Origin of the sequence: Brevibacterium sp. HMSC08F02 (genome assembly GCF_001807555.1) — a bacterium.
GTDB lineage: Bacteria > Actinomycetota > Actinomycetes > Actinomycetales > Brevibacteriaceae > Brevibacterium > Brevibacterium ravenspurgense.
Window position 1 is genome coordinate 15,875 of sequence record NZ_KV789340.1, and the last position, 18,182, is coordinate 34,056.

An 18,182-nucleotide genomic window follows, 5' to 3' on the forward strand; every position below is an offset into this window, starting at 1 on the left:
ATCGAATGCTACCTAAGCGCACAGACCCGAACCCCAACCGGTCTGGTCAGGATTCGGGTCTGCGCTCTGGTCAAAGGTGTAAGTGAGCTTTCCCGCTTATCAGCGCAGGAGGCCTTCGTAGTGGCGCTGCTGCATCTGCGAATCGATCTGCTTGACCGTTTCGAGACCGACACCCACCACAATGAGGATCGAAGTACCGCCGAACGGGAAGTCCTGGTTCGCATCGACAAGCACCAGGGCGATCAGCGGGATCATGGCCACAAACGCGAGGTACAGCGAACCGGGAGCCGTGATGCGGTTCAGAACGAAGCGCAGGTAGTCCTCGGTGGGCTTGCCGGCGCGAATGCCGGGAATGAATCCGCCGTACTTCTTCATGTTGTCGGCAACCTCTTCGGGGTTGAACGTGATCGCAACGTAGAAGAAAGCGAAGAAGATGGTCAGACCGGCATAAATGGCCATGTAAATCGGGTGGTCACCACGCGCCAAGTACGTGTTGATCCACTGCACCCAACCGGATTCGGGATTGCCGAACTGGGAAATGAGCTGCGGCAGGTACAGAATCGAGCTGGCGAAGATCACCGGGATAACACCGGCCTGGTTGACCTTGATCGGAATGTAGGTGGAGGTTCCTCCGAACATACGACGGCCCACCATGCGCTTGGCGTACTGCACCGGAATGCGGCGCTGCGACTGCTCCACGAAGACAACCAGAGCAACAACCAGCAGGCCGACTAGGCAGACAATCGCAAAGATATCCGGGCCCTTTGACTTGAGGATCTGTCCGAAAGCGGTCGGGAAGCCGGCAGCAACAGAAGTGAAGATCAGAATCGACATGCCGTTGCCAACCCCGCGCTCCGTGATCTGCTCACCGAGCCACATGATGAGCGCGGTACCGGCAGTCAGGGTCAGGACAATGATGAGCTGTGCCCACCACTCGTCACGGACGATGATGTTTTCACAGCCTTCGACGTTGCCGAACAGAGCGCCAGTGCGGACGGTTGTGACAAGAGTCGTAGCGTTCAGGACCGCCAGACCGATAGTCATGTAGCGGGTGTACTGCGTCAGCTTGGCCTGACCGGAAGCGCCTTCCTTGTGCAGAGCCTCAAAACGCGGAATCACAACGCGCAGAAGCTGCGTGATAATCGACGCCGTGATGTAGGGCATGATGCCCAGCGCGAAGATCGACAGCTTCAGCAGAGCACCACCGGAGAACAGGTTGATCATGCCGAACGCGCCCGAATTCAGCTGCGGATTCGACACACACTGCTGAACGTTCGCGTAGTCAATGCCCGGCGCAGGAATAAAGCTGCCCAAGCGGAAGAGCACGATGATGCCCAAAGTGAAGAGGAGTTTGTTCCTCAGATCCGGGGTCCGGAAGGCTCTACCGATAGCGCCGAACAAACGTCCTCCTGAGATAAGGAACCTCCGAGCCGGAAATTTCAGGCACGACGATTCCGCAGACAGATACCGCAGGTACTTTACTCGGGTCCACCAAGCCAAGCAAACCCGAGTCTGACATACCAGGCGACCGACACCTCGTCACCCCTGCCCGCACAAAAACAGACGAGGCGGAGGTCAAGTTGACCTCCGCCTCGTCAGCGGAATCAGACAGCCTCAGCTGTCGTCAATCAGGCTTCAGTAGCGGTACCGCCGGCAGCCTTGATCTTTTCGATCGCGGAACCGGAGAACTTCTGAGCCGTAATGTTGATCTTCACGGTAAGTTCGCCCTCACCAAGAACCTTGACGGGCTGCTTGGCGCGAACAGCGCCCTTCTCCACCAGATCGGCAACAGTGATGTCGCCGCCTTCCGGGAACAGAGTCTGCAGCTTGTCCAGGTTGACGACCGCGTAGGTCACCTTGTTCGGGTTCTTGAAACCGCGGAGCTTCGGCAGACGCATGTGCAGCGGCGTCTGGCCACCCTCAAAGCCGTGGGGAACCTGGTAACGGGCCTGCGTGCCCTTGGTTCCGCGGCCTGCGGTCTTACCGCCCTTACCTGCTTCACCGCGACCGTAGCGCTGCTTGGCGGTCTTTTCGCCCTTAGCGGGGCGCAGGTGGTGAAGCTTGAGTGCGCGTTCTTCAGCCATGTCAGTCCACCTCTTCGCACTTGACCAGGTGGCGCACAGCGTTGACCATGCCGCGAACCTCAGGACGGTCTTCGCGAATCACCGAGTGGTGAAGACGCTTGAGACCCAGGGTGCGAATGGTTTCACGGTGCTGTGGCTTGCCACCGATTGTCGACTTGATCTGCGTAATCTTCAGCTTCTTAGCCATCAGGCGCTAGCCCCGCTTTCTGCTGCGCGCAGAAGAGCGTGCGGAGCAACTTCGTCAACAGGAAGTCCACGGCGAGCCGCGACTTCCTCCGGACGCTCCAGGCCCTTCAGCGCTGCGATGGTGGCGTGCACGATGTTGATGGCGTTAGCCGAACCCAGCGACTTCGAAAGAATGTCGTGGATGCCAGCGCAGTCGAGGACGGCGCGGACCGGACCACCGGCGATAACACCGGTACCGGCCGAAGCCGGACGCAGCAGGACAACGCCAGCGGCGTCTTCACCCTGTACCGGGTGCGGAATGGTCTTCTCGATGCGGGGAACGCGGAAGAAGTTCTTCTTCGCTTCCTCAACACCCTTGGCAATAGCCGCGGGAACTTCCTTGGCCTTGCCGTAGCCCATGCCGACCATGCCATCGCCATCGCCCACAACGACCAGGGCGGTGAAGGAGAAACGGCGTCCGCCCTTCACAACCTTGGACACGCGGTTGATGGTGACAACGTGCTCAATGAACTGGTTCTTGTCTTCGCGCTCACCGCGTCCACCGCGGCGACCGCCCTGGCCGCGACCACGACCGCGACCGCGATCGGGGTTCTGCTGCTCAGTCTGGTTTGTCTTCTCTTCGTTGCTCACAGCGCCAGACCTCCTTCACGTGCGCCCTCTGCGATTGCGGCCACACGGCCGTGGTAGGCGTTGCCGCCGCGGTCAAAGACGACAGCCTCAACACCGACAGCCTTCGCGCGTTCGGCGATCAGTTCGCCGACCTTGCGGGCCTTTGCGGTCTTGTCGCCGTCGAACGAACGCAGCTCGGTTTCCATGGTGGAAGCCGAAGCAACGGTCTTGCCGGCTTCGTCGTCGATAACCTGGACGAACACGTGGCGCGACGAACGGGTCACCGAAAGACGGGGACGTTCGGGCGTGCCGTTGATGTGCTTGCGCAGACGAGCGTGGCGACGGTTGCGTGCAGCAGTCTTGGACTTGCCGCGGCTCTTCTTCAATCCGAAGGCCATGGTTACTTACCAGCCTTTCCAACCTTGCGGCGAACCTGTTCGCCTGCGTAGCGGACACCCTTGCCCTTGTAGGGTTCGGGCTTGCGAAGCTTGCGGATGTTCGCAGCGACTTCGCCGACAAGCTGCTTGTCGATTCCGCTGACGGTGAGTTTGTTGTTGCCCTCAACCGTGAAGGTGATTCCCTTCGGAGCGGCAACCGGGATCGAGTGCGAGTAGCCCAGCGACATTTCGATGTCGCTGCCCTTCGCCTGAACGCGGTAACCGGTGCCGACGATCTCGAGCTTCTTCTCGTAGCCCTGGGTCACACCGATGATCATGTTGTCGACCATCGTGCGCGACAGACCGTGCAGGGCGCGGGATTCGCGCTCTTCGTTCGGACGCTCAAGGGTGATGACGCCGTCTTCCAGTGCAACCGTGATCGGTTCTGCAACGGTGTGGCTCAGTTCGCCCTTGGGGCCCTTCACGTTGACGGTCTGGCCGTCGATCTTGACCTCAACACCGCTGGGGACGGAGATGGGGCGCTTGCCGATACGTGACATTGTGCTCTCTCCTTCCCTTACCAGACGTAGGCGAGGACTTCCCCGCCCACACCCTTCTTAGCTGCCGTGCGGTCAGTCATGAGACCGGACGACGTGGACAGAATCGCGATGCCGAGACCGCCGAGAACCTTCGGCAGGTTCGTGCTCTTGGCGTAGACGCGAAGACCGGGCTTGGAGATGCGCTTGAGGCCGGCGATCGAACGTTCACGGTTCGGGCCGAACTTCAGGTCCATTTCCAGGGTCTTGCCAACACGAGCGTCTTCGACGCGGTAGTCGGCGATGTAGCCCTCGGCCTTGAGGATGTCGGCGATGTTTGCCTTCAGCTTGCTGTGCGGCATGCTGACATCCTCGTGGTACGCCGAGTTGGCGTTGCGCAGACGCGTAAGCATGTCTGCGACTGGGTCAGTCATAGTCATTGGGCTTTAGCCCTTCCTCGCTGCGGTTTCTGTGCCGGTCCCCTAGGGTCCCGGCACGGACCTTCAACGTAGTGGTTCAGTTTGTCTTAAAGGGGAAGCCCAGGTGCTTGATAAGCGCCCGGCCCTCTTCGTCGGTCTTGGCGGTCGTGACGATCGTGATGTCCATACCGCGAACACGGTCGATGCTGTCCTGGTTGATTTCGTGGAACATCGACTGTTCGGTCAGGCCGAAGGTGTAGTTTCCGTTGCCGTCGAACTGGCGGTCCGAGAGTCCGCGGAAGTCGCGGATACGCGGCAGAGCCAGCGAAATGGTGCGGTCAAGGAATTCCCACATGCGTGCACGGCGCAGAGTCACGTGAGCGCCGATGGGCTGACCTTCACGCAGCTTGAACTGTGCGATCGACTTGCGTGCGCGGGTGACAACCGGCTTCTGACCCGTGATGAGGGTCAGGTCGTTGATCGCGCCTTCGATGAGCTTCGAGTCACGCGCGGCGTCACCAACACCCATGTTCACGACGACCTTTTCGATCGTAGGAACCTGCATGGGGTTCGCGTAGTTGAACTCCTCCTGCATCTTCGCGACGATTTCGTTGCGGTAGAACTCGCGCAGTCGAGGTGCAGGACGGCTGGTTGCTGTTGCTTCAGTCATCAGATGTCCTCTCCGGTACGACGCGAGTAGCGGACGCGGACGGTCTTGGTACGGCCGTCGCGTTCAACCTTTTCCTCGCGGAAGCCCACGCGGGTCGGCTTGTTGTCCTTGGGGTCAACGAGCATGACGTTCGAAACGTGAATCGGAGCTTCGTGGATCTCGATGCCGCCGGCGGTGGCGCCGGCAGCGGTCTGAGTGGCGCGCTTGTGCTTGGTGATGCGGTTGACGCCTTCGACCAGAACACGCTGGCGTTCGGGGTACACGGCCAGGACCTTGCCCTGCTTGCCGCGGTCGCCGCCGCGCTCCTGCTTAGCACCGGCGATCACCTGAACGGTGTCGCCCTTCTTGATGTGCAGCTTAGGTGCCGTCATTCTTACAACACCTCCGGTGCGAGCGAGATGATCTTCATGAACTTCTTTTCGCGCAGTTCACGGCCCACGGGGCCGAAGATGCGGGTACCGCGCGGTTCACCGTCGGTCTTGAGGATGACGGCTGCGTTTTCGTCGAACGAAATGTACGAACCGTCGTTGCGACGCTGCGCCTTGCGGGTGCGCACAACAACAGCCTTGACGATGTCGCCCTTCTTAACGTTGCCGCCGGGGATTGCGTCCTTGACCGTGGCGACGATCGTGTCGCCGACGGACGCGTAGCGACGTCCTGAACCCCCGAGGATCCGGATGGCCAGGATTTCCTTGGCTCCGGTGTTGTCAGCGACTTTGAGTCGCGACTCCTGCTGGATCAATGTCTTCTCCTGTCGTCACGCTGGTTCTCGTTATGAGCCTTGCGGAACGGTTGTGTTTACAGTGCCCGTGTGCGGTTCCCCGGTAGCCGCCCCCAGGAGTGGGGGCGGGACCGGGGTGGACCGCAGCTGGTGGCCGCGAATTACTTGGCGCGCTCGATGATCTCTACGAGTCGCCAGCGCTTCGTTGCCGAGTACGGACGGGTCTCAGCAACACGCACGAGGTCGCCAACACCTGCGGTGTTGTCTTCGTCGTGGGCCTTGAACTTGGTGGTCGTGCGCATGATCTTGCCGTACAGACGGTGCTGCTTGCGGCGCTCGACCTCAACCACGATGGTCTTGTCCATTTTGTCAGACACAACGTAGCCGCGCGCGGTCTTACGGCTGCCGCGCTGGGTGGTTTCTGTCACTTCAGACATCACTTGCCCTCTTCCTTAGCGTCAGCCGGGTTGGTGCGGAGCAGAAGCTCGCGTTCGCGAAGCACGGTGTAGATGCGTGCAATGTCCTTCCGGACGGCCTTCACACGGCCGGGGTTTTCGAGCTGGCCGGTTGCGGCCTGGAAGCGCAGGTTGAACAGTTCAGCCTTTGCCTTCTTGAGCTCTTCGCCCAGACGTTCGTTGTTGTAGCCGTCGAGAACGTCCATGGTCAGATCCTTGGATCCTACTGCCACGTCATTCACCACCTTCACGAGAAACAATGCGGGCCTTCATCGGAAGCTTGTGGATTGCGAGGCGCAGTGCTTCGCGGGCCACCTCTTCCGAAACACCGCCGAGTTCGAACATGATGCGTCCGGGCTTGACGGGAGCAACCCACCATTCGGGCGAACCCTTACCGGAACCCATACGGGTTTCAGCAGGCTTCTTGGTAATGGGGCGGTCCGGGAAGATGTTGATCCAGACCTTACCGCCGCGCTTGATGTGGCGCGTCATAGCAATACGAGCTGCTTCGATCTGACGGTTGGTCACGTATGCAGCGTCGAGTGCCTGAATGCCCCATTCACCGAATGCGAGTTCGGTTCCGCCCTTGGCGTAGCCGTCGAGGTTGGGGTGGTGCGGCTTACGGTACTTAACACGACGAGGGATCAGCACGTGTCAGCCCTCCGTTCCGGCTGCTGCTTCTTTCGAAGCCGCAGCATTGTCGTTCTTCTGCTGAGCTGCACCCTGACCGCCGCGTCCGCGACCACCGCGTCCGCGACCACGACCACCGCGTCCACCGCGCTGGTTGGTCTGTGCAGCTTCCTGAGCGGCAAGTTCCTTGTCGGTCATGTCGCCGCGGTAAACCCAGACCTTCACGCCGATGCGGCCGAAGGTGGTGTGAGCTTCGTAGAAGCCGTAGTCGATGTTCGCGCGCAGGGTGTGCAGCGGCACACGGCCTTCGCGGTAGAACTCCGAACGGCTCATTTCAGCACCGCCGAGGCGGCCCGAACACTGCACGCGGATGCCCTTGGCACCAGCGCGCTGTGCGGACTGGATTGCCTTGCGCATTGCGCGGCGGAACGCCACGCGGCTTGCGAGCTGCTCGGCAACACCCTGGGCGACCAGCTGAGCATTGACCTCGGGGTTCTTGACTTCGAGGATGTTCAGCTGGATCTGCTTGCCGGTGAGCTTTTCGAGCTTCGAGCGCAGACGGTCGGCTTCCGCACCGCGGCGGCCGATGACGATGCCCGGGCGTGCCGTGTGGATGTCCACGCGGACACGGTCGCGGGTGCGCTCGATGTTGATCTTTGCGAGACCTGCGCGTTCGAGATCGGTTTCGAGCATCTTGCGAATGCGGATGTCTTCGCCGACGTAGTCCTTGTAGCGCTGACCCTTAACGGTCGAGTCCGAGAACCACTTCGAACGGTGATCGGTGGTGATGCCCATCCGGAACCCGGTGGGGTTGATCTTCTGACCCATCAGGCGTTCTCCTTCCCATCAGCGTCCGAGCCGTCCGTGAGGACCACGGTGATGTGGCTGGTGCGCTTGTCGATGCGGTGTGCACGACCCTGGGCGCGAGGACGGAACCGCTTCATGGTCGGTCCTTCGTCAACGTAGATCTCCGAGATCACGAGGTCGTCTTCATTGAATGCAACGCCGAGCTTGTCAGCTTCCTGACGGGCGTTGCTGATGCCCGATGCGACGAGTTTGTAGACAGGCTCAGATGCAGCCTGGGGAACAAACTTGAGCATCGCGAGTGCTTCGGTTGCCTGCTGACCACGAACGAGGTCAACGACACGCCGAGCCTTCATGGGCGTCACACGCAGAAAGCGTGCCTTCGCCTTGGCTTCCATCGTTTCCTTCTCTCCTTATAGGACCCGTAGGGGCGCGGCTCAGCCGCGGCGGCCCTTGCGGTCGTCCTTGTCGTGGCCGCGGAACGTCCGCGTCGGTGCGAATTCGCCGAGCTTGTGCCCGACCATTGATTCAGTGATGAACACTGGGACGTGCTTGCGTCCGTCGTGAACCGCGATGGTGTGTCCCAGGAAGTCCGGGATGATCATCGAGCGACGCGACCACGTCTTGATTACGTTGTTGGTGCCCTTTTCGTTCTGAGCGGCGACCTTCTGGAAAAGGTGCTCGTCTACGAAGGGGCCCTTCTTCAAGCTACGAGGCATTTTCTAGGCTCCCTATCAGCGCTTCTTGCCGGTGCGACGGCGGCGCACGATGTACTTGTCGCTTTCGCGGTTCGGACGGCGGGTGCGTCCTTCCGGCTGGCCCCAGGGGCTGACCGGGTGACGACCACCGGAGGTGCGGCCTTCACCACCACCGTGCGGGTGGTCGATCGGGTTCATTGCAACACCGCGGACAGTCGGGCGGATGCCCTTCCAGCGCATACGGCCGGCCTTGCCCCAGCTGATGTTGGCCTGTTCGGCGTTGCCGACTTCACCGACGGTTGCGCGGCAGCGAGCATCAACGTTGCGGATTTCGCCCGAAGGCATGCGCAGCTGTGCGTAGCGACCGAACTTGGCCACGAGCTGAGCCGAGGTGCCGGCGCTGCGGCCGATCTTGGCTCCGCCACCGGGGCGAAGTTCGATTGCGTGGATCACGGTGCCGACGGGGATGTTCTGCAGCGGCAGAGCATTGCCCGGCTTGATGTCAGCCTGTGCTCCAGCTTCGACGCGGTCGCCCTGCTTGAGCTTGTTCGGGGCGAGGATGTAGCGCTTCTCGCCGTCAACGTAGTGCAGCAGTGCGATGCGTGCGGTGCGGTTCGGGTCGTATTCGATGTGTGCGACCTTTGCCGGGACGCCGTCCTTGTCGTGACGACGGAAGTCGATCACGCGGTACTGGCGCTTGTGGCCACCGCCCTGGTGACGGGTGGTGATCCGGCCCTGGCTGTTTCGGCCGCCCTTCTTCGGCAGCGGACGCAGAAGCGACTTCTCCGGCGTAGACCGGGTCACTTCGACGAAGTCCGCGACCGACGAGCCACGGCGGCCCGGGGTCGTGGGCTTGTACTTACGGATTCCCATGAGTCTTCAATTCCTTCTGAACTGGATCGCTTAGAGCGATCCGCCGAAAATGTCGATCGATCCTTCGCGAAGGGCGACAACGGCGCGCTTGGTGTTCTTGCGCTTGCCGTAACCGGTGCGGGTGCGCGTGCGCTTGCCCTCGCGGTTGAAGGTGTTCACCTTGTCGACCTTGACGCCGAAGATGCTTTCGATGGCGTACTTGATTTCGGTTTTGTTCGACCGGGGATCAACGAGGAAGGTGTACTTGCCTTCGTCCATGAGCCCGTAGGTCTTTTCCGAAACGACCGGCGCGATGATGATGTCGCGCGGGTCCTTGATGGTTACGCTGCTCACTTGGCTGCCTCCTCGTTCTTGCCGAGGTAAGCGTTGAGAGCTGCCTCGGTGAAGATGATGTCGTCGGCCATCAGCACGTCGTAGGTGTTCAGCTGTCCCCAGTGCAGGGTGTGCACGTTGGGCAGGTTGCGAACCGAAAGCTCGGTGACCTGGTCGTCATTCGTGACGACGACAAGCTGGTGCTTGTTGCTCGAAAGCTTTTCGATTGCTGCGCGAGCTGCCTTGGTCGAAGGCTTGTCGCCGTCGACGAGGGCGGTCACTGCGTGAACCTGGCCGAAGCGCGCGCGGTCCGAGAGTGCGCCGCGCAGAGCTGCTGCCTTCATCTTCTTGGGGGTGCGCTGCGAGTAGTCGCGCGGAACCGGACCGTGGACGATGCCACCGCCGGCGAACTGCGGAGCGCGGATCGAGCCCTGGCGTGCGTTGCCGGTGCCCTTCTGGCGCCACGGCTTGCGGCCACCACCGCGGACTTCAGCGCGGGTCTTGGTTTTGTGCGTTCCCTGGCGGGCAGCTGCGAGCTGCGCGGTCACGACCTGGTGAATGAGCGCGACGTTGGTCGGCACATCGAAGATCGTGGCGGGCAGTTCAGCGGTTCCGGCCTTCTTGCCGGCTGCGTCGAGAACGTCGATTGACTTGGTTTCAGCCATCGGAGTCATGCTCCCTTCACTGCAGAGCGAACGAGGACGACAGCACCCTTGGCTCCCGGAACAGCACCCTTGACCAGCAGGACATTGTTTTCAGTGTCGACTGCGTGGATCGTGAGGTTCTGGGTGGTCTGCTTGACGTTGCCCATGCGGCCGGCCATGCGCTGACCCTTGAAGACGCGGCCGGGGGTGGCTGCGCCGCCGATGGAACCGGGCTTGCGGTGGTTGCGGTGCTGACCGTGCGAGGCGCCGACACCGGCAAAGCCGTGGCGCTTCATAACGCCTGCGTGGCCCTTGCCCTTGGTGTTGGCAGTCACGTCAACCTTGGTGCCGGCTTCGAACACGTCGACGCCGAATTCCTGGCCAAGCGAGTATTCGCCGGCGTCGGCCGTGCGGAGCTCAACCAGGTAGCGGCGGGGCGTAACGCCAGCCTTGTCGAAGTGACCGGCGGTCGGCTTGTTGACCTTGCGCGGGTCGATTTCGCCGGAGCCGATCTGGATTGCTGCGTAGCCGTCGGTTTCGACGTCGCGGATCTGGGTGACAACGTTGGTGTCAACTGCGACGGCGGTGACGGGAACGAGGTTGCCCTCTTCGTCCCACACCTGGGTCATGCCGAGCTTCTTGCCGAGCAGGCCCTTGAAGGTGCGGGTAGTGGGAAGGGCCTTGGAACGGGTGTTAGCCATTGAAAGTCCCTCCCTTAGAGCTTGATCTCGATGTTGACGTCGTCGGCGAGGTCAAGGCGCATGAGCGAGTCAACAGCCTTGGGCGTCGGGTCGACGATGTCGATAAGCCGCTTGTGGGTGCGCATTTCGAAGTGCTCGCGGCTGTCCTTGTACTTGTGAGGCGACCGAATAACGCAGTACACGTTCTTTTCAGTCGGCAACGGCACGGGGCCCACAACCGTAGCGCCAGCGCGTGTGACGGTCTCCACGATCTTGCGTGCAGCACTGTCGATCACAGCGTGGTCGTACGACTTGAGCCTGATGCGGATCTTCTGTCCGGCCATGGCGTCGTAACTCCATCCTTTGTTCTTCCTGGCCATCAACCACCTGTCCTTGCGGATCTGGCGGTTTGCACCAGCTGTTCTTCCGACCCCCGCGGTCGGGCGTGTCGCGAACTTCTTTTAAAAAAAGCTGCCTGGGCAGTGCGACTCGCTTGCAGAGTTGCCTCGGTGAACCGAACCCTTACTGGATTCACTTCCGATGTTTCCGGGCATCCGACTGATGCCGAGCAGGGGTCTGCGCCCGAAAACGCAACTTACCTATCTTGGCACACCTAGCACACAAGCTCAAATCTGGGTTCGATGTCGTACATCACGGCGTGCCGCCCCTCCCCTGTTGACAGCAAAGAGCCCCGTGGTCAAAACCACGGGGCTCTTAGTCAGGCTGTCAGAAGATCAGGCGTGGATCTTGGTGACGCGGCCTGCGCCGACGGTGCGTCCACCTTCGCGGATTGCGAAGCGGAGGCCTTCTTCCATGGCGACCGGCTGAATGAGCTCGACCGACATTTCGGTGTCGTCGCCGGGCATGACCATCTCGGTGCCCTCAGGCAGCGTGATGACGCCGGTGACGTCCGTGGTGCGGAAGTAGAACTGCGGGCGGTAGTTCGAGTAGAAGGGGTTGTGGCGGCCGCCTTCTTCCTTCGACAGGATGTAGACCTGTGCGTCGAACTTGGTGTGCGGGGTGATGCTGCCGGGCTTCACGATGACCTGACCGCGCTCAACGTCTTCGCGCTTGGTACCGCGGAGCAGCAGACCAACGTTTTCACCTGCACGAGCGTCCGGCAGGGTCTTGCGGAACATTTCGATTGCGGTGACGGTGGTCTTCGAGGACTGCGGCTTGATGCCGACGATCTCGATTTCTTCGTTGGGCAGCAGGATGCCGCGCTCAACACGACCGGTGACGACGGTACCGCGACCGGTAATGGTGAAGACGTCTTCCACAGGCATGAGGAAGTCCTTGTCGATGTCGCGCTCCGGTTCCGGAACGTTTTCGTCGACAGCTGCCATGAGGTCCTGAACCGACTTGACCCATTCCGGGTCGCCTTCGAGTGCCTTGAGCGCCGAAACGCGGACAACCGGAGCGTCGTCGCCGGGGAATTCCTGGTCAGACAGGAGTTCGCGAACTTCCATTTCGACGAGGTCGAAGAGGTCTTCGTCGTCGATCATGTCGGACTTGTTCAGAGCCACGACAATGTAGGGAACGCCGACCTGGCGAGCGAGCAGAACGTGCTCGCGGGTCTGCGGCATCGGGCCGTCGGTTGCAGCGACGACCAGGATTGCGCCGTCCATCTGGGCGGCACCGGTGATCATGTTCTTCACGTAGTCAGCGTGACCGGGGGCGTCAACGTGTGCGTAGTGACGCTTTTCCGTCTGGTACTCGACGTGCGAGACGTTAATGGTAATACCGCGTTCACGCTCTTCAGGAGCGTTGTCGACCTGGTCGAATGCCTGGGCTTCGTTGAGGTCGGGGTACTGGTCTGCAAGGACCTTCGTGATTGCCGCGGTCAGAGTCGTCTTACCGTGGTCAACGTGACCAATGGTACCGATGTTGACGTGCGGCTTAGTCCTTTCGAAGCTAGCCTTTGCCACTGGGTTCCTCCTAGTGATTGGTGCGGCGCAAGCTTGTGAGCGCCGCGCCTTTTTACTTGTTGCGCCCGGCGGGGCGGCGTTCAGCCGCCCCGCTGAGCAACGGGGAGATTATTCTCCGCCGCGGGTCTTTTGGATGATCTCGTCCGAAACGTTCTGCGGAACCTCGGCGTACGAGTGGAACTGCATGCCGTAGACGGCACGTCCCTGCGTCTTGGAACGCAGGTCGCCGATGTAGCCGAACATTTCCGACAGCGGGACGAGTGCACGGACAACCTTAATACCGGTGGCGTCCTCCATGGACTGCACCTGTCCGCGACGCGAGTTCAAGTCGCCGATGACGTCGCCCATGTACTCCTCTGGGGTACGGACTTCGACATCCATGAGCGGCTCGAGCAGCACGGGGCGCGCCTTGGGAGCGGCTTCCTTGAATGCCATCGAACCTGCGAGCTTGAACGCCATTTCCGACGAGTCGACGTCGTGGTAAGCACCGTCGACCAGCGTGGCCTTGATGCCGACCATCGGATAGCCGGCGAGAACACCGACCTGCATGGCATCCTGGATGCCCGCATCGACCGACGGAATGTATTCGCGGGGCACACGGCCACCGGTGATCGCGTTGTCGAATTCGTAGATCTTGTCGCCTTCGACCTCCATCGGTTCGATGGTGATCTGAACCTTGGCGAACTGACCCGAACCACCGGTCTGCTTCTTGTGCGTGTAGTCGTACTTTTCGACTGTCTTGCGAATGGTTTCGCGGTACGCAACCTGAGGCTTGCCGATGTTGGCTTCGACCTTGAATTCACGCTTCATGCGGTCGACGAAGACGTCGAGGTGAAGTTCACCCATACCGCCGATTTCAGTCTGGCCGGTTTCTTCGTTCAGGTTGACCGTGAACGTCGGGTCTTCCTTCACGAGCTTCTGAATAGCCGAGGACAGCTTCTCCTGGTCGCCCTTCGTCTTCGGTTCGATCGAAACGAAGATAACGGGCTCGGGGAATGCCATCGACTCCAGAACAACCGGGTTGGCCGGGTCGGACAGGGTGTCACCGGTGGTGGTGTCCTTCAGGCCGATGAACGCGTAGATGTGTCCTGCAAATGCTTCTTCAACAGGGTTTTCCTTGTTGGAGTGCATCTGGAAGAGCTTGCCGACGCGTTCGCGCTTGCCGGTGGTGGTGTTCAGCAGCGTGTCACCGGACTTCACGTGACCGGAGTACACGCGAATGTAGGTGAGCGAGCCGAAGAACGGGTGGGTGGCAACCTTGAAGGCCAGAGCCGAGAACGGTTCGTCCTTCGAGGGCTTGCGCACGATCTCTTCGTCTTCCTTGCCGTAGACGAGGCCGCTGACCGGCGGAACGTCGAGCGGTGAGGGCAGGTAGTCGATGACAGCGTCGAGTACCTTCTGCACACCCTTGTTCTTGAAAGCAGAACCGCACATGACGGGGAAAGCTTCCGAAGCAATGGTGAGCTGGCGAATGCCGGCCTTGATTTCGTCGATGGAGAGTTCGCCCTCTTCGAGGTACTTCTCCATGAGCTCTTCGTTGGCTTCGGCAACGTCTTCGACGAGAGCTGCGCGGTATTCTTCCGCACGCTCCTGCAGGTCAGCAGGGATTTCAATTTCCTGCATGTCCTGGCCCTTCTTGGTTTCGTCCGGCCAGACGTAGGCCTTCATTTCGAGGAGGTCGACAACGCCCTCGAAGTCGCTTTCAGCGCCGATGGGCAGCTGGATGACCAGCGGCTTAGCGCCGAGGCGGTCCTTGATGGTGCCGACGGTGTAGTAGAAGTCAGCACCGAGCTTGTCCATCTTGTTGACGAAGCAGACGCGCGGAACGTCGTACTTGTCAGCCTGACGCCAAACGGTTTCGGACTGCGGCTCAACACCTTCCTTACCGTCGAACACAGCAACTGCGCCGTCAAGAACGCGGAGCGAACGCTCCACTTCCACGGTGAAGTCGACGTGCCCGGGGGTGTCGATGATGTTGATCTGGTTGTCTTCCCAGTAGCAGGTCGTCGCGGCCGACGTAATCGTGATGCCGCGCTCCTGTTCCTGCTCCATCCAGTCCATCGTCGAAGCGCCGTCGTGGGTTTCGCCCAGCTTGTAGTTGACGCCGGTGTAGAACAGGATTCGTTCGGTGGTTGTTGTCTTACCAGCATCAATGTGAGCCATGATGCCGATGTTGCGGACCTTGTTAAGGTCAGTCAGCACTTCAAGTGCCACGGTGTCCCTCTCTCGTAAGAAGTACCTGGACAAGCAGTACCCGCCGAAACGGGCACCGTTTGATTATTACCAGCGGTAGTGAGCGAAGGCCTTGTTGGACTCAGCCATCTTGTGCATGTCCTCGCGGCGCTTCACAGCAGCACCAAGGCCGTTGGATGCGTCGAGGATTTCGTTCATCAGACGCTCGGTCATCGTCTTTTCACGACGCTGGCGAGCGAACTGAACCAGCCAGCGCAGAGCCAGCGTGGTGGAACGGGCGGGGCGGACGTCAACCGGCACCTGGTAGGTGGCACCGCCGACGCGGCGGGAGCGGACCTCCAGCGACGGGCGAATGTTGTCGAGGGCCTTCTTCAGAAGAGTCAGAGCCTCGACGTTGGCCTTCTCCGAAGCGCTTTCGAGTGCGCCGTAGACGATGCGCTCAGCAGTGGAGCGCTTACCGTCGAGAAGGACCTTGTTGATGAGCTGGGTGACCAGCGGTGAGTTATAGACCGGGTCGATGGCGACCGGGCGCTTAGGTGCGGGACCCTTACGCGGCATTACTTCTTCTCCTTCTTCGCTCCGTAGCGGCTGCGAGCCTGCTGACGGCCCTTAACGGGCTGAGTGTCGAGTGCACCGCGCACAATCTTGTAGCGGACACCGGGGAGGTCCTTCACACGGCCTCCGCGAACGAGCACAATCGAGTGCTCCTGGAGGTTGTGGCCTTCACCCGGGATGTAGGCGGTCACTTCGATCTGCGAAGAGAGCTTGACACGTGCGACCTTGCGCAGTGCCGAGTTGGGCTTCTTCGGCGTGGTCGTGTACACACGGGTGCACACGCCGCGACGCTGCGGGCTGCCCTTAAGAGCAGGCGTAGCGTTCTTCGCCGGCTTGTCGTGTCGTCCCTTACGGACGAGCTGCTGAATTGTAGGCACTTATCAGGTTCTCCGATGCTTCTCGTTGTTCCTAATCTCCTGAGGGTTCAGGAGCATATCCTTCTGCGGCCGGGTGAAGCTGCGTGCCCGACTGCAGATGCAGTTCTTCGCCGCCGTCATCAGCGCAGCTGCGCTGATTGTCGGTTTATGGCGAACAACCGCCGGTGCTGGTGATAACCGTGTGATGATGAAAACTCCACCGTCAACAGACAACAGCACCGTCTGCCGAAAAATCGCAGATACACCTAGAGTAACCCTCGGCGAGCCACTCGGTCAAAACACGGTCGTTCGGTGCTTGACCTGGCGGTTTCAGGCGTTCCAACTGTAACGCGCCTGGAGAGGTGTTTTGCACCGAATTTGCCTGAGGTTCGCTCATTCTCCGCATTTATTCCATGTCGCGCATCCGGCTTGCGCATTATGGTTGAAGAATGACTGATCACCGGCCCGCCAACGACAACAGCCCAGACCGGAAGCTGATCCGCGCGTCAGACCACGACCGCGACGATGTCCTCCGCGTTCTCTCTGCTTCGCACGCCGCGGGCCGGCTCTCACCCGAAGAACTTGATAAACGCCAAAGCACCGTATTGGCCAGCGTCTACCTTCACGAACTGCCGCCGATCATCGACGACCTTCCCGAAGGCCGCGAAGTCGAGTCCCGCATCCGCGAGGAAACAGACGTCCCCAAGCCGGGCGGCACCTCGTCAGCTGTGCAGCCGAAGAAGAACACTGTTCCCGCGCGGCCCGGAGACGGGCCGTCGGTCACAGTCATCGCGGTTCTCGGTGGATCCACCAAGACGATCGCCGCGAACACCCCGGAGGTGACGTGCTTCGCGCTTATGGGCGGCAGCGACCTCTATCTGTCTGAGGTCTGCAGGCCGGGCGCAGAAATCACCATCATCAGCGTGAACACAATGGGCGGTGCAGACATCTACGTGCCCGCAGGCGTGCGCATCATCGACCACTCAGTGAATATTCTCGGCGGCAACGACATCAAGCCCAACGCCCTGGGCGACGGTTCAAACGGAACGCTGATCATCAAAGGCTTCAACCTCATGGGCGGAAACGACGTTCAGTTGGACCCGCGCAGCCGGCCCGACGACAGGTAAACCTTCTTGAGGAGCAGACCAAGGTGAGCGGCGCCTCGTAAGAACAACCCTGGCAGACCAAACCCAGCAGCAGACCCCCGCACCAGCCCACCAGCCCCTCCGCCCACACGGACGAAAGGACCACAGTGAAGATCGGAATTCTGACCTCCGGCGGCGACTGCCCCGGACTCAACGCAGTCATCCGAGGCGCCGTCCGCAAGGGCGTACGGCTCTTCGGTGACGAATTCGTGGGCATCCGCGACGGATGGCGTGGCCTGCTGGAGGGCGACCTGCACCCCCTGACCACGCACGATGTGCGCGGCATCAGCGGCCGAGGTGGAACTATTCTCGGCACGTCTCGCACCCACCCGTACTCCGGGGGTGGGCCGGATGCGATGCGCCAGGTCATGAAGGACAACGGGATCGACGGGGTGATTGCCATCGGCGGCGAGGGCACCCTCGCTGGTGCCGCGCGTCTCGCTGACGATGAGGGACTGCCCGTGGTTGGTGTTCCCAAAACCATTGACAACGACCTCGGCAGCACTGACTACACGTTCGGCTTCGACACAGCGGCGGCTATTGCCACGCGGTCCATCGATGCCCTGCGCACCACAGCAGAATCGCACCACCGGTGCATGGTCGTTGAGGTTATGGGCCGGCACGTCGGCTGGATTGCGCTGCACGCCGGTATGGCCGCCGGCGCACAGGCCATCCTGTTGCCCGAATTCCCCGTGACGATGGAACGGGTCGTCGAATGGGTTGAAAGCGCCCGCGATCGCGGCCGCGCACCGATTGTCGTCGTCGCAGAAGGGTTCGTGCCGGTCGGCGTTGACGCAGAAGAAGGCGTGGCGGCGATCGCTGCTGATGGTAGGCCGAGGTTTGGCGGAATCGGCGACTACGTTGCAGCTGAGGTCGAACGCATGACGGGCATCGAAACCCGCGCGACAATCCTCGGCCACCTGCAGCGCGGCGGCGTTCCCACCGCCTACGACCGCGTACTCGCCACACGGCTGGGCCTGGCCGCAGTCGACCTCATCCACGACGCCAGCTGGGGCTACATGACCAGCCTCTCCGGCACCGACATCATTCGCGTACCCATGGCCGACGCCGTTGAATCATTGAAGGCCGTGCCGAAGGAACGCTGGGACGAACTCGAAGCGCTGCTGGGTTAGGCACGGTCTGGCGAGGTGGGGCACGTGTGGGGGGCTCGGCGGTACTGGAGCTCCGCCTCGGCGTTACAGGAGCTCCGCCTCGACGGTTCAGCCCTTACCACTTAGGCGGTTTGCCCTTTCACCTCGGCGGTTTGCCCATAAAAACACCCGTTAGCCGGAATCTGCGCTTTAGCC

The 18,182-nt window shown here is 61.1% G+C and carries 27 protein-coding genes; 2 read left to right on the forward strand and 25 right to left on the reverse strand.

Going from position 1 to position 18,182, the window contains the following annotated elements; translation table 11 throughout:
• Nucleotides 1–99: 99 nt before the first annotated feature.
• From secY to rpsL, 25 genes are all read right to left on the reverse strand, one after another.
• The gene (gene secY / locus HMPREF3172_RS00255) at nucleotides 100–1,401 is read right to left on the reverse strand and encodes a preprotein translocase subunit SecY (RefSeq protein WP_070514640.1); all 1,302 of its coding nucleotides are present in this window, start codon (nucleotides 1,399–1,401) and stop codon (nucleotides 100–102) included.
• Nucleotides 1,402–1,628: 227 nt separating this feature from the next.
• A complete protein-coding gene (rplO, locus tag HMPREF3172_RS00260) occupies nucleotides 1,629–2,084 on the reverse strand; it encodes a 50S ribosomal protein L15 (RefSeq protein ID WP_061941400.1) in 456 nt (151 codons plus the stop codon).
• Between the two features lies 1 nt (nucleotide 2,085).
• Nucleotides 2,086–2,271, reverse strand: a complete 186-nt coding sequence (gene rpmD, locus HMPREF3172_RS00265) for a 50S ribosomal protein L30 (protein WP_019174653.1) — start codon at nucleotides 2,269–2,271, stop codon at nucleotides 2,086–2,088.
• Nucleotides 2,271–2,900 (reverse strand): 30S ribosomal protein S5, encoded by a 630-nt coding sequence (rpsE, locus tag HMPREF3172_RS00270; RefSeq protein ID WP_019174652.1) that lies wholly within the window; start codon nucleotides 2,898–2,900, stop codon nucleotides 2,271–2,273. The genes rpmD and rpsE overlap by 1 nt, the downstream gene beginning before the upstream one ends.
• Nucleotides 2,897–3,277, reverse strand: coding sequence for a 50S ribosomal protein L18 (rplR, locus tag HMPREF3172_RS00275; protein ID WP_019174651.1), 381 nt, complete (start codon nucleotides 3,275–3,277; stop codon nucleotides 2,897–2,899). The genes rpsE and rplR overlap by 4 nt, the downstream gene beginning before the upstream one ends.
• 2 nt (nucleotides 3,278–3,279) lie before the next feature.
• Entirely contained in the window at nucleotides 3,280–3,816 is a 537-nt protein-coding gene (gene rplF / locus HMPREF3172_RS00280; RefSeq protein WP_019174650.1) for a 50S ribosomal protein L6, read from the reverse strand.
• Between the two features lie 17 nt (nucleotides 3,817–3,833).
• Nucleotides 3,834–4,232 carry a 30S ribosomal protein S8 gene (gene rpsH, locus HMPREF3172_RS00285; RefSeq protein WP_026022714.1) on the reverse strand — a complete coding sequence of 133 codons (399 nt, stop codon included), beginning with the start codon at nucleotides 4,230–4,232 and terminating at the stop codon, nucleotides 3,834–3,836.
• A gap of 76 nt (nucleotides 4,233–4,308) precedes the next feature.
• The gene (gene rplE, locus HMPREF3172_RS00290; protein WP_019174648.1) at nucleotides 4,309–4,881 is read right to left on the reverse strand and encodes a 50S ribosomal protein L5; all 573 of its coding nucleotides are present in this window, start codon (nucleotides 4,879–4,881) and stop codon (nucleotides 4,309–4,311) included.
• Nucleotides 4,881–5,252, reverse strand: coding sequence for a 50S ribosomal protein L24 (gene rplX / locus HMPREF3172_RS00295; RefSeq protein ID WP_019174647.1), 372 nt, complete (start codon nucleotides 5,250–5,252; stop codon nucleotides 4,881–4,883). Before rplX ends, rplE begins: the two co-directional genes overlap by 1 nt.
• Before the next feature lie 2 nt (nucleotides 5,253–5,254).
• Nucleotides 5,255–5,623 (reverse strand): 50S ribosomal protein L14, encoded by a 369-nt coding sequence (rplN, locus tag HMPREF3172_RS00300; protein WP_019174646.1) that lies wholly within the window; start codon nucleotides 5,621–5,623, stop codon nucleotides 5,255–5,257.
• 140 nt (nucleotides 5,624–5,763) lie between these two features.
• Nucleotides 5,764–6,039 carry a 30S ribosomal protein S17 gene (rpsQ, locus tag HMPREF3172_RS00305; RefSeq protein WP_026022713.1) on the reverse strand — a complete coding sequence of 92 codons (276 nt, stop codon included), beginning with the start codon at nucleotides 6,037–6,039 and terminating at the stop codon, nucleotides 5,764–5,766.
• On the reverse strand, nucleotides 6,039–6,290 hold the full coding sequence (gene rpmC, locus HMPREF3172_RS00310; protein ID WP_026022712.1) for a 50S ribosomal protein L29: 252 nt from the start codon (nucleotides 6,288–6,290) through the stop codon (nucleotides 6,039–6,041). Before rpmC ends, rpsQ begins: the two co-directional genes overlap by 1 nt.
• A gap of 1 nt (nucleotide 6,291) precedes the next feature.
• Complete coding sequence (rplP, locus tag HMPREF3172_RS00315; protein WP_019174643.1) at nucleotides 6,292–6,708, reverse strand: 50S ribosomal protein L16; 417 nt, start codon at nucleotides 6,706–6,708, stop codon at nucleotides 6,292–6,294.
• Nucleotides 6,709–6,711: 3 nt separating this feature from the next.
• Nucleotides 6,712–7,515, reverse strand: coding sequence for a 30S ribosomal protein S3 (gene rpsC / locus HMPREF3172_RS00320; RefSeq protein ID WP_019174642.1), 804 nt, complete (start codon nucleotides 7,513–7,515; stop codon nucleotides 6,712–6,714).
• Complete coding sequence (gene rplV / locus HMPREF3172_RS00325) at nucleotides 7,515–7,889, reverse strand: 50S ribosomal protein L22 (protein ID WP_019174641.1); 375 nt, start codon at nucleotides 7,887–7,889, stop codon at nucleotides 7,515–7,517. Before rplV ends, rpsC begins: the two co-directional genes overlap by 1 nt.
• Nucleotides 7,890–7,928: 39 nt before the next feature.
• Nucleotides 7,929–8,210, reverse strand: a complete 282-nt coding sequence (gene rpsS / locus HMPREF3172_RS00330; RefSeq protein WP_026022711.1) for a 30S ribosomal protein S19 — start codon at nucleotides 8,208–8,210, stop codon at nucleotides 7,929–7,931.
• Between the two features lie 15 nt (nucleotides 8,211–8,225).
• Nucleotides 8,226–9,062 carry a 50S ribosomal protein L2 gene (gene rplB, locus HMPREF3172_RS00335; RefSeq protein WP_019174639.1) on the reverse strand — a complete coding sequence of 279 codons (837 nt, stop codon included), beginning with the start codon at nucleotides 9,060–9,062 and terminating at the stop codon, nucleotides 8,226–8,228.
• Between the two features lie 30 nt (nucleotides 9,063–9,092).
• Entirely contained in the window at nucleotides 9,093–9,395 is a 303-nt protein-coding gene (gene rplW, locus HMPREF3172_RS00340; protein WP_019174638.1) for a 50S ribosomal protein L23, read from the reverse strand.
• Nucleotides 9,392–10,039: a 50S ribosomal protein L4 gene (gene rplD, locus HMPREF3172_RS00345; protein WP_026022710.1), complete on the reverse strand. Its 648-nt coding sequence runs from the start codon at nucleotides 10,037–10,039 to the stop codon at nucleotides 9,392–9,394. The genes rplW and rplD overlap by 4 nt, the downstream gene beginning before the upstream one ends.
• Before the next feature lie 5 nt (nucleotides 10,040–10,044).
• Nucleotides 10,045–10,719 (reverse strand): 50S ribosomal protein L3, encoded by a 675-nt coding sequence (gene rplC / locus HMPREF3172_RS00350; RefSeq protein ID WP_019174636.1) that lies wholly within the window; start codon nucleotides 10,717–10,719, stop codon nucleotides 10,045–10,047.
• A 14-nt stretch (nucleotides 10,720–10,733) separates the two neighbouring features.
• Nucleotides 10,734–11,042, reverse strand: a complete 309-nt coding sequence (rpsJ, locus tag HMPREF3172_RS00355) for a 30S ribosomal protein S10 (protein WP_019174635.1) — start codon at nucleotides 11,040–11,042, stop codon at nucleotides 10,734–10,736.
• A 390-nt stretch (nucleotides 11,043–11,432) separates the two neighbouring features.
• Entirely contained in the window at nucleotides 11,433–12,626 is a 1,194-nt protein-coding gene (tuf, locus tag HMPREF3172_RS00360) for an elongation factor Tu (protein ID WP_070514642.1), read from the reverse strand.
• Nucleotides 12,627–12,734: 108 nt separating this feature from the next.
• Nucleotides 12,735–14,840 (reverse strand): elongation factor G, encoded by a 2,106-nt coding sequence (gene fusA / locus HMPREF3172_RS00365; RefSeq protein WP_070428951.1) that lies wholly within the window; start codon nucleotides 14,838–14,840, stop codon nucleotides 12,735–12,737.
• Nucleotides 14,841–14,906: 66 nt separating this feature from the next.
• Nucleotides 14,907–15,377 carry a 30S ribosomal protein S7 gene (gene rpsG / locus HMPREF3172_RS00370; protein WP_019174632.1) on the reverse strand — a complete coding sequence of 157 codons (471 nt, stop codon included), beginning with the start codon at nucleotides 15,375–15,377 and terminating at the stop codon, nucleotides 14,907–14,909.
• Complete coding sequence (gene rpsL / locus HMPREF3172_RS00375) at nucleotides 15,377–15,751, reverse strand: 30S ribosomal protein S12 (RefSeq protein ID WP_019174631.1); 375 nt, start codon at nucleotides 15,749–15,751, stop codon at nucleotides 15,377–15,379. Before rpsL ends, rpsG begins: the two co-directional genes overlap by 1 nt.
• Before the next feature lie 428 nt (nucleotides 15,752–16,179).
• On the opposite strand from rpsL, the gene HMPREF3172_RS00380 reads away from it, so the two are divergent.
• A complete protein-coding gene (locus HMPREF3172_RS00380) occupies nucleotides 16,180–16,857 on the forward strand; it encodes a DUF1707 SHOCT-like domain-containing protein (RefSeq protein ID WP_070514644.1) in 678 nt (225 codons plus the stop codon).
• Nucleotides 16,858–16,982: 125 nt separating this feature from the next.
• Nucleotides 16,983–18,008 carry an ATP-dependent 6-phosphofructokinase gene (locus tag HMPREF3172_RS00385; RefSeq protein WP_061941408.1) on the forward strand — a complete coding sequence of 342 codons (1,026 nt, stop codon included), beginning with the start codon at nucleotides 16,983–16,985 and terminating at the stop codon, nucleotides 18,006–18,008.
• Nucleotides 18,009–18,182 lie beyond the last annotated feature (174 nt).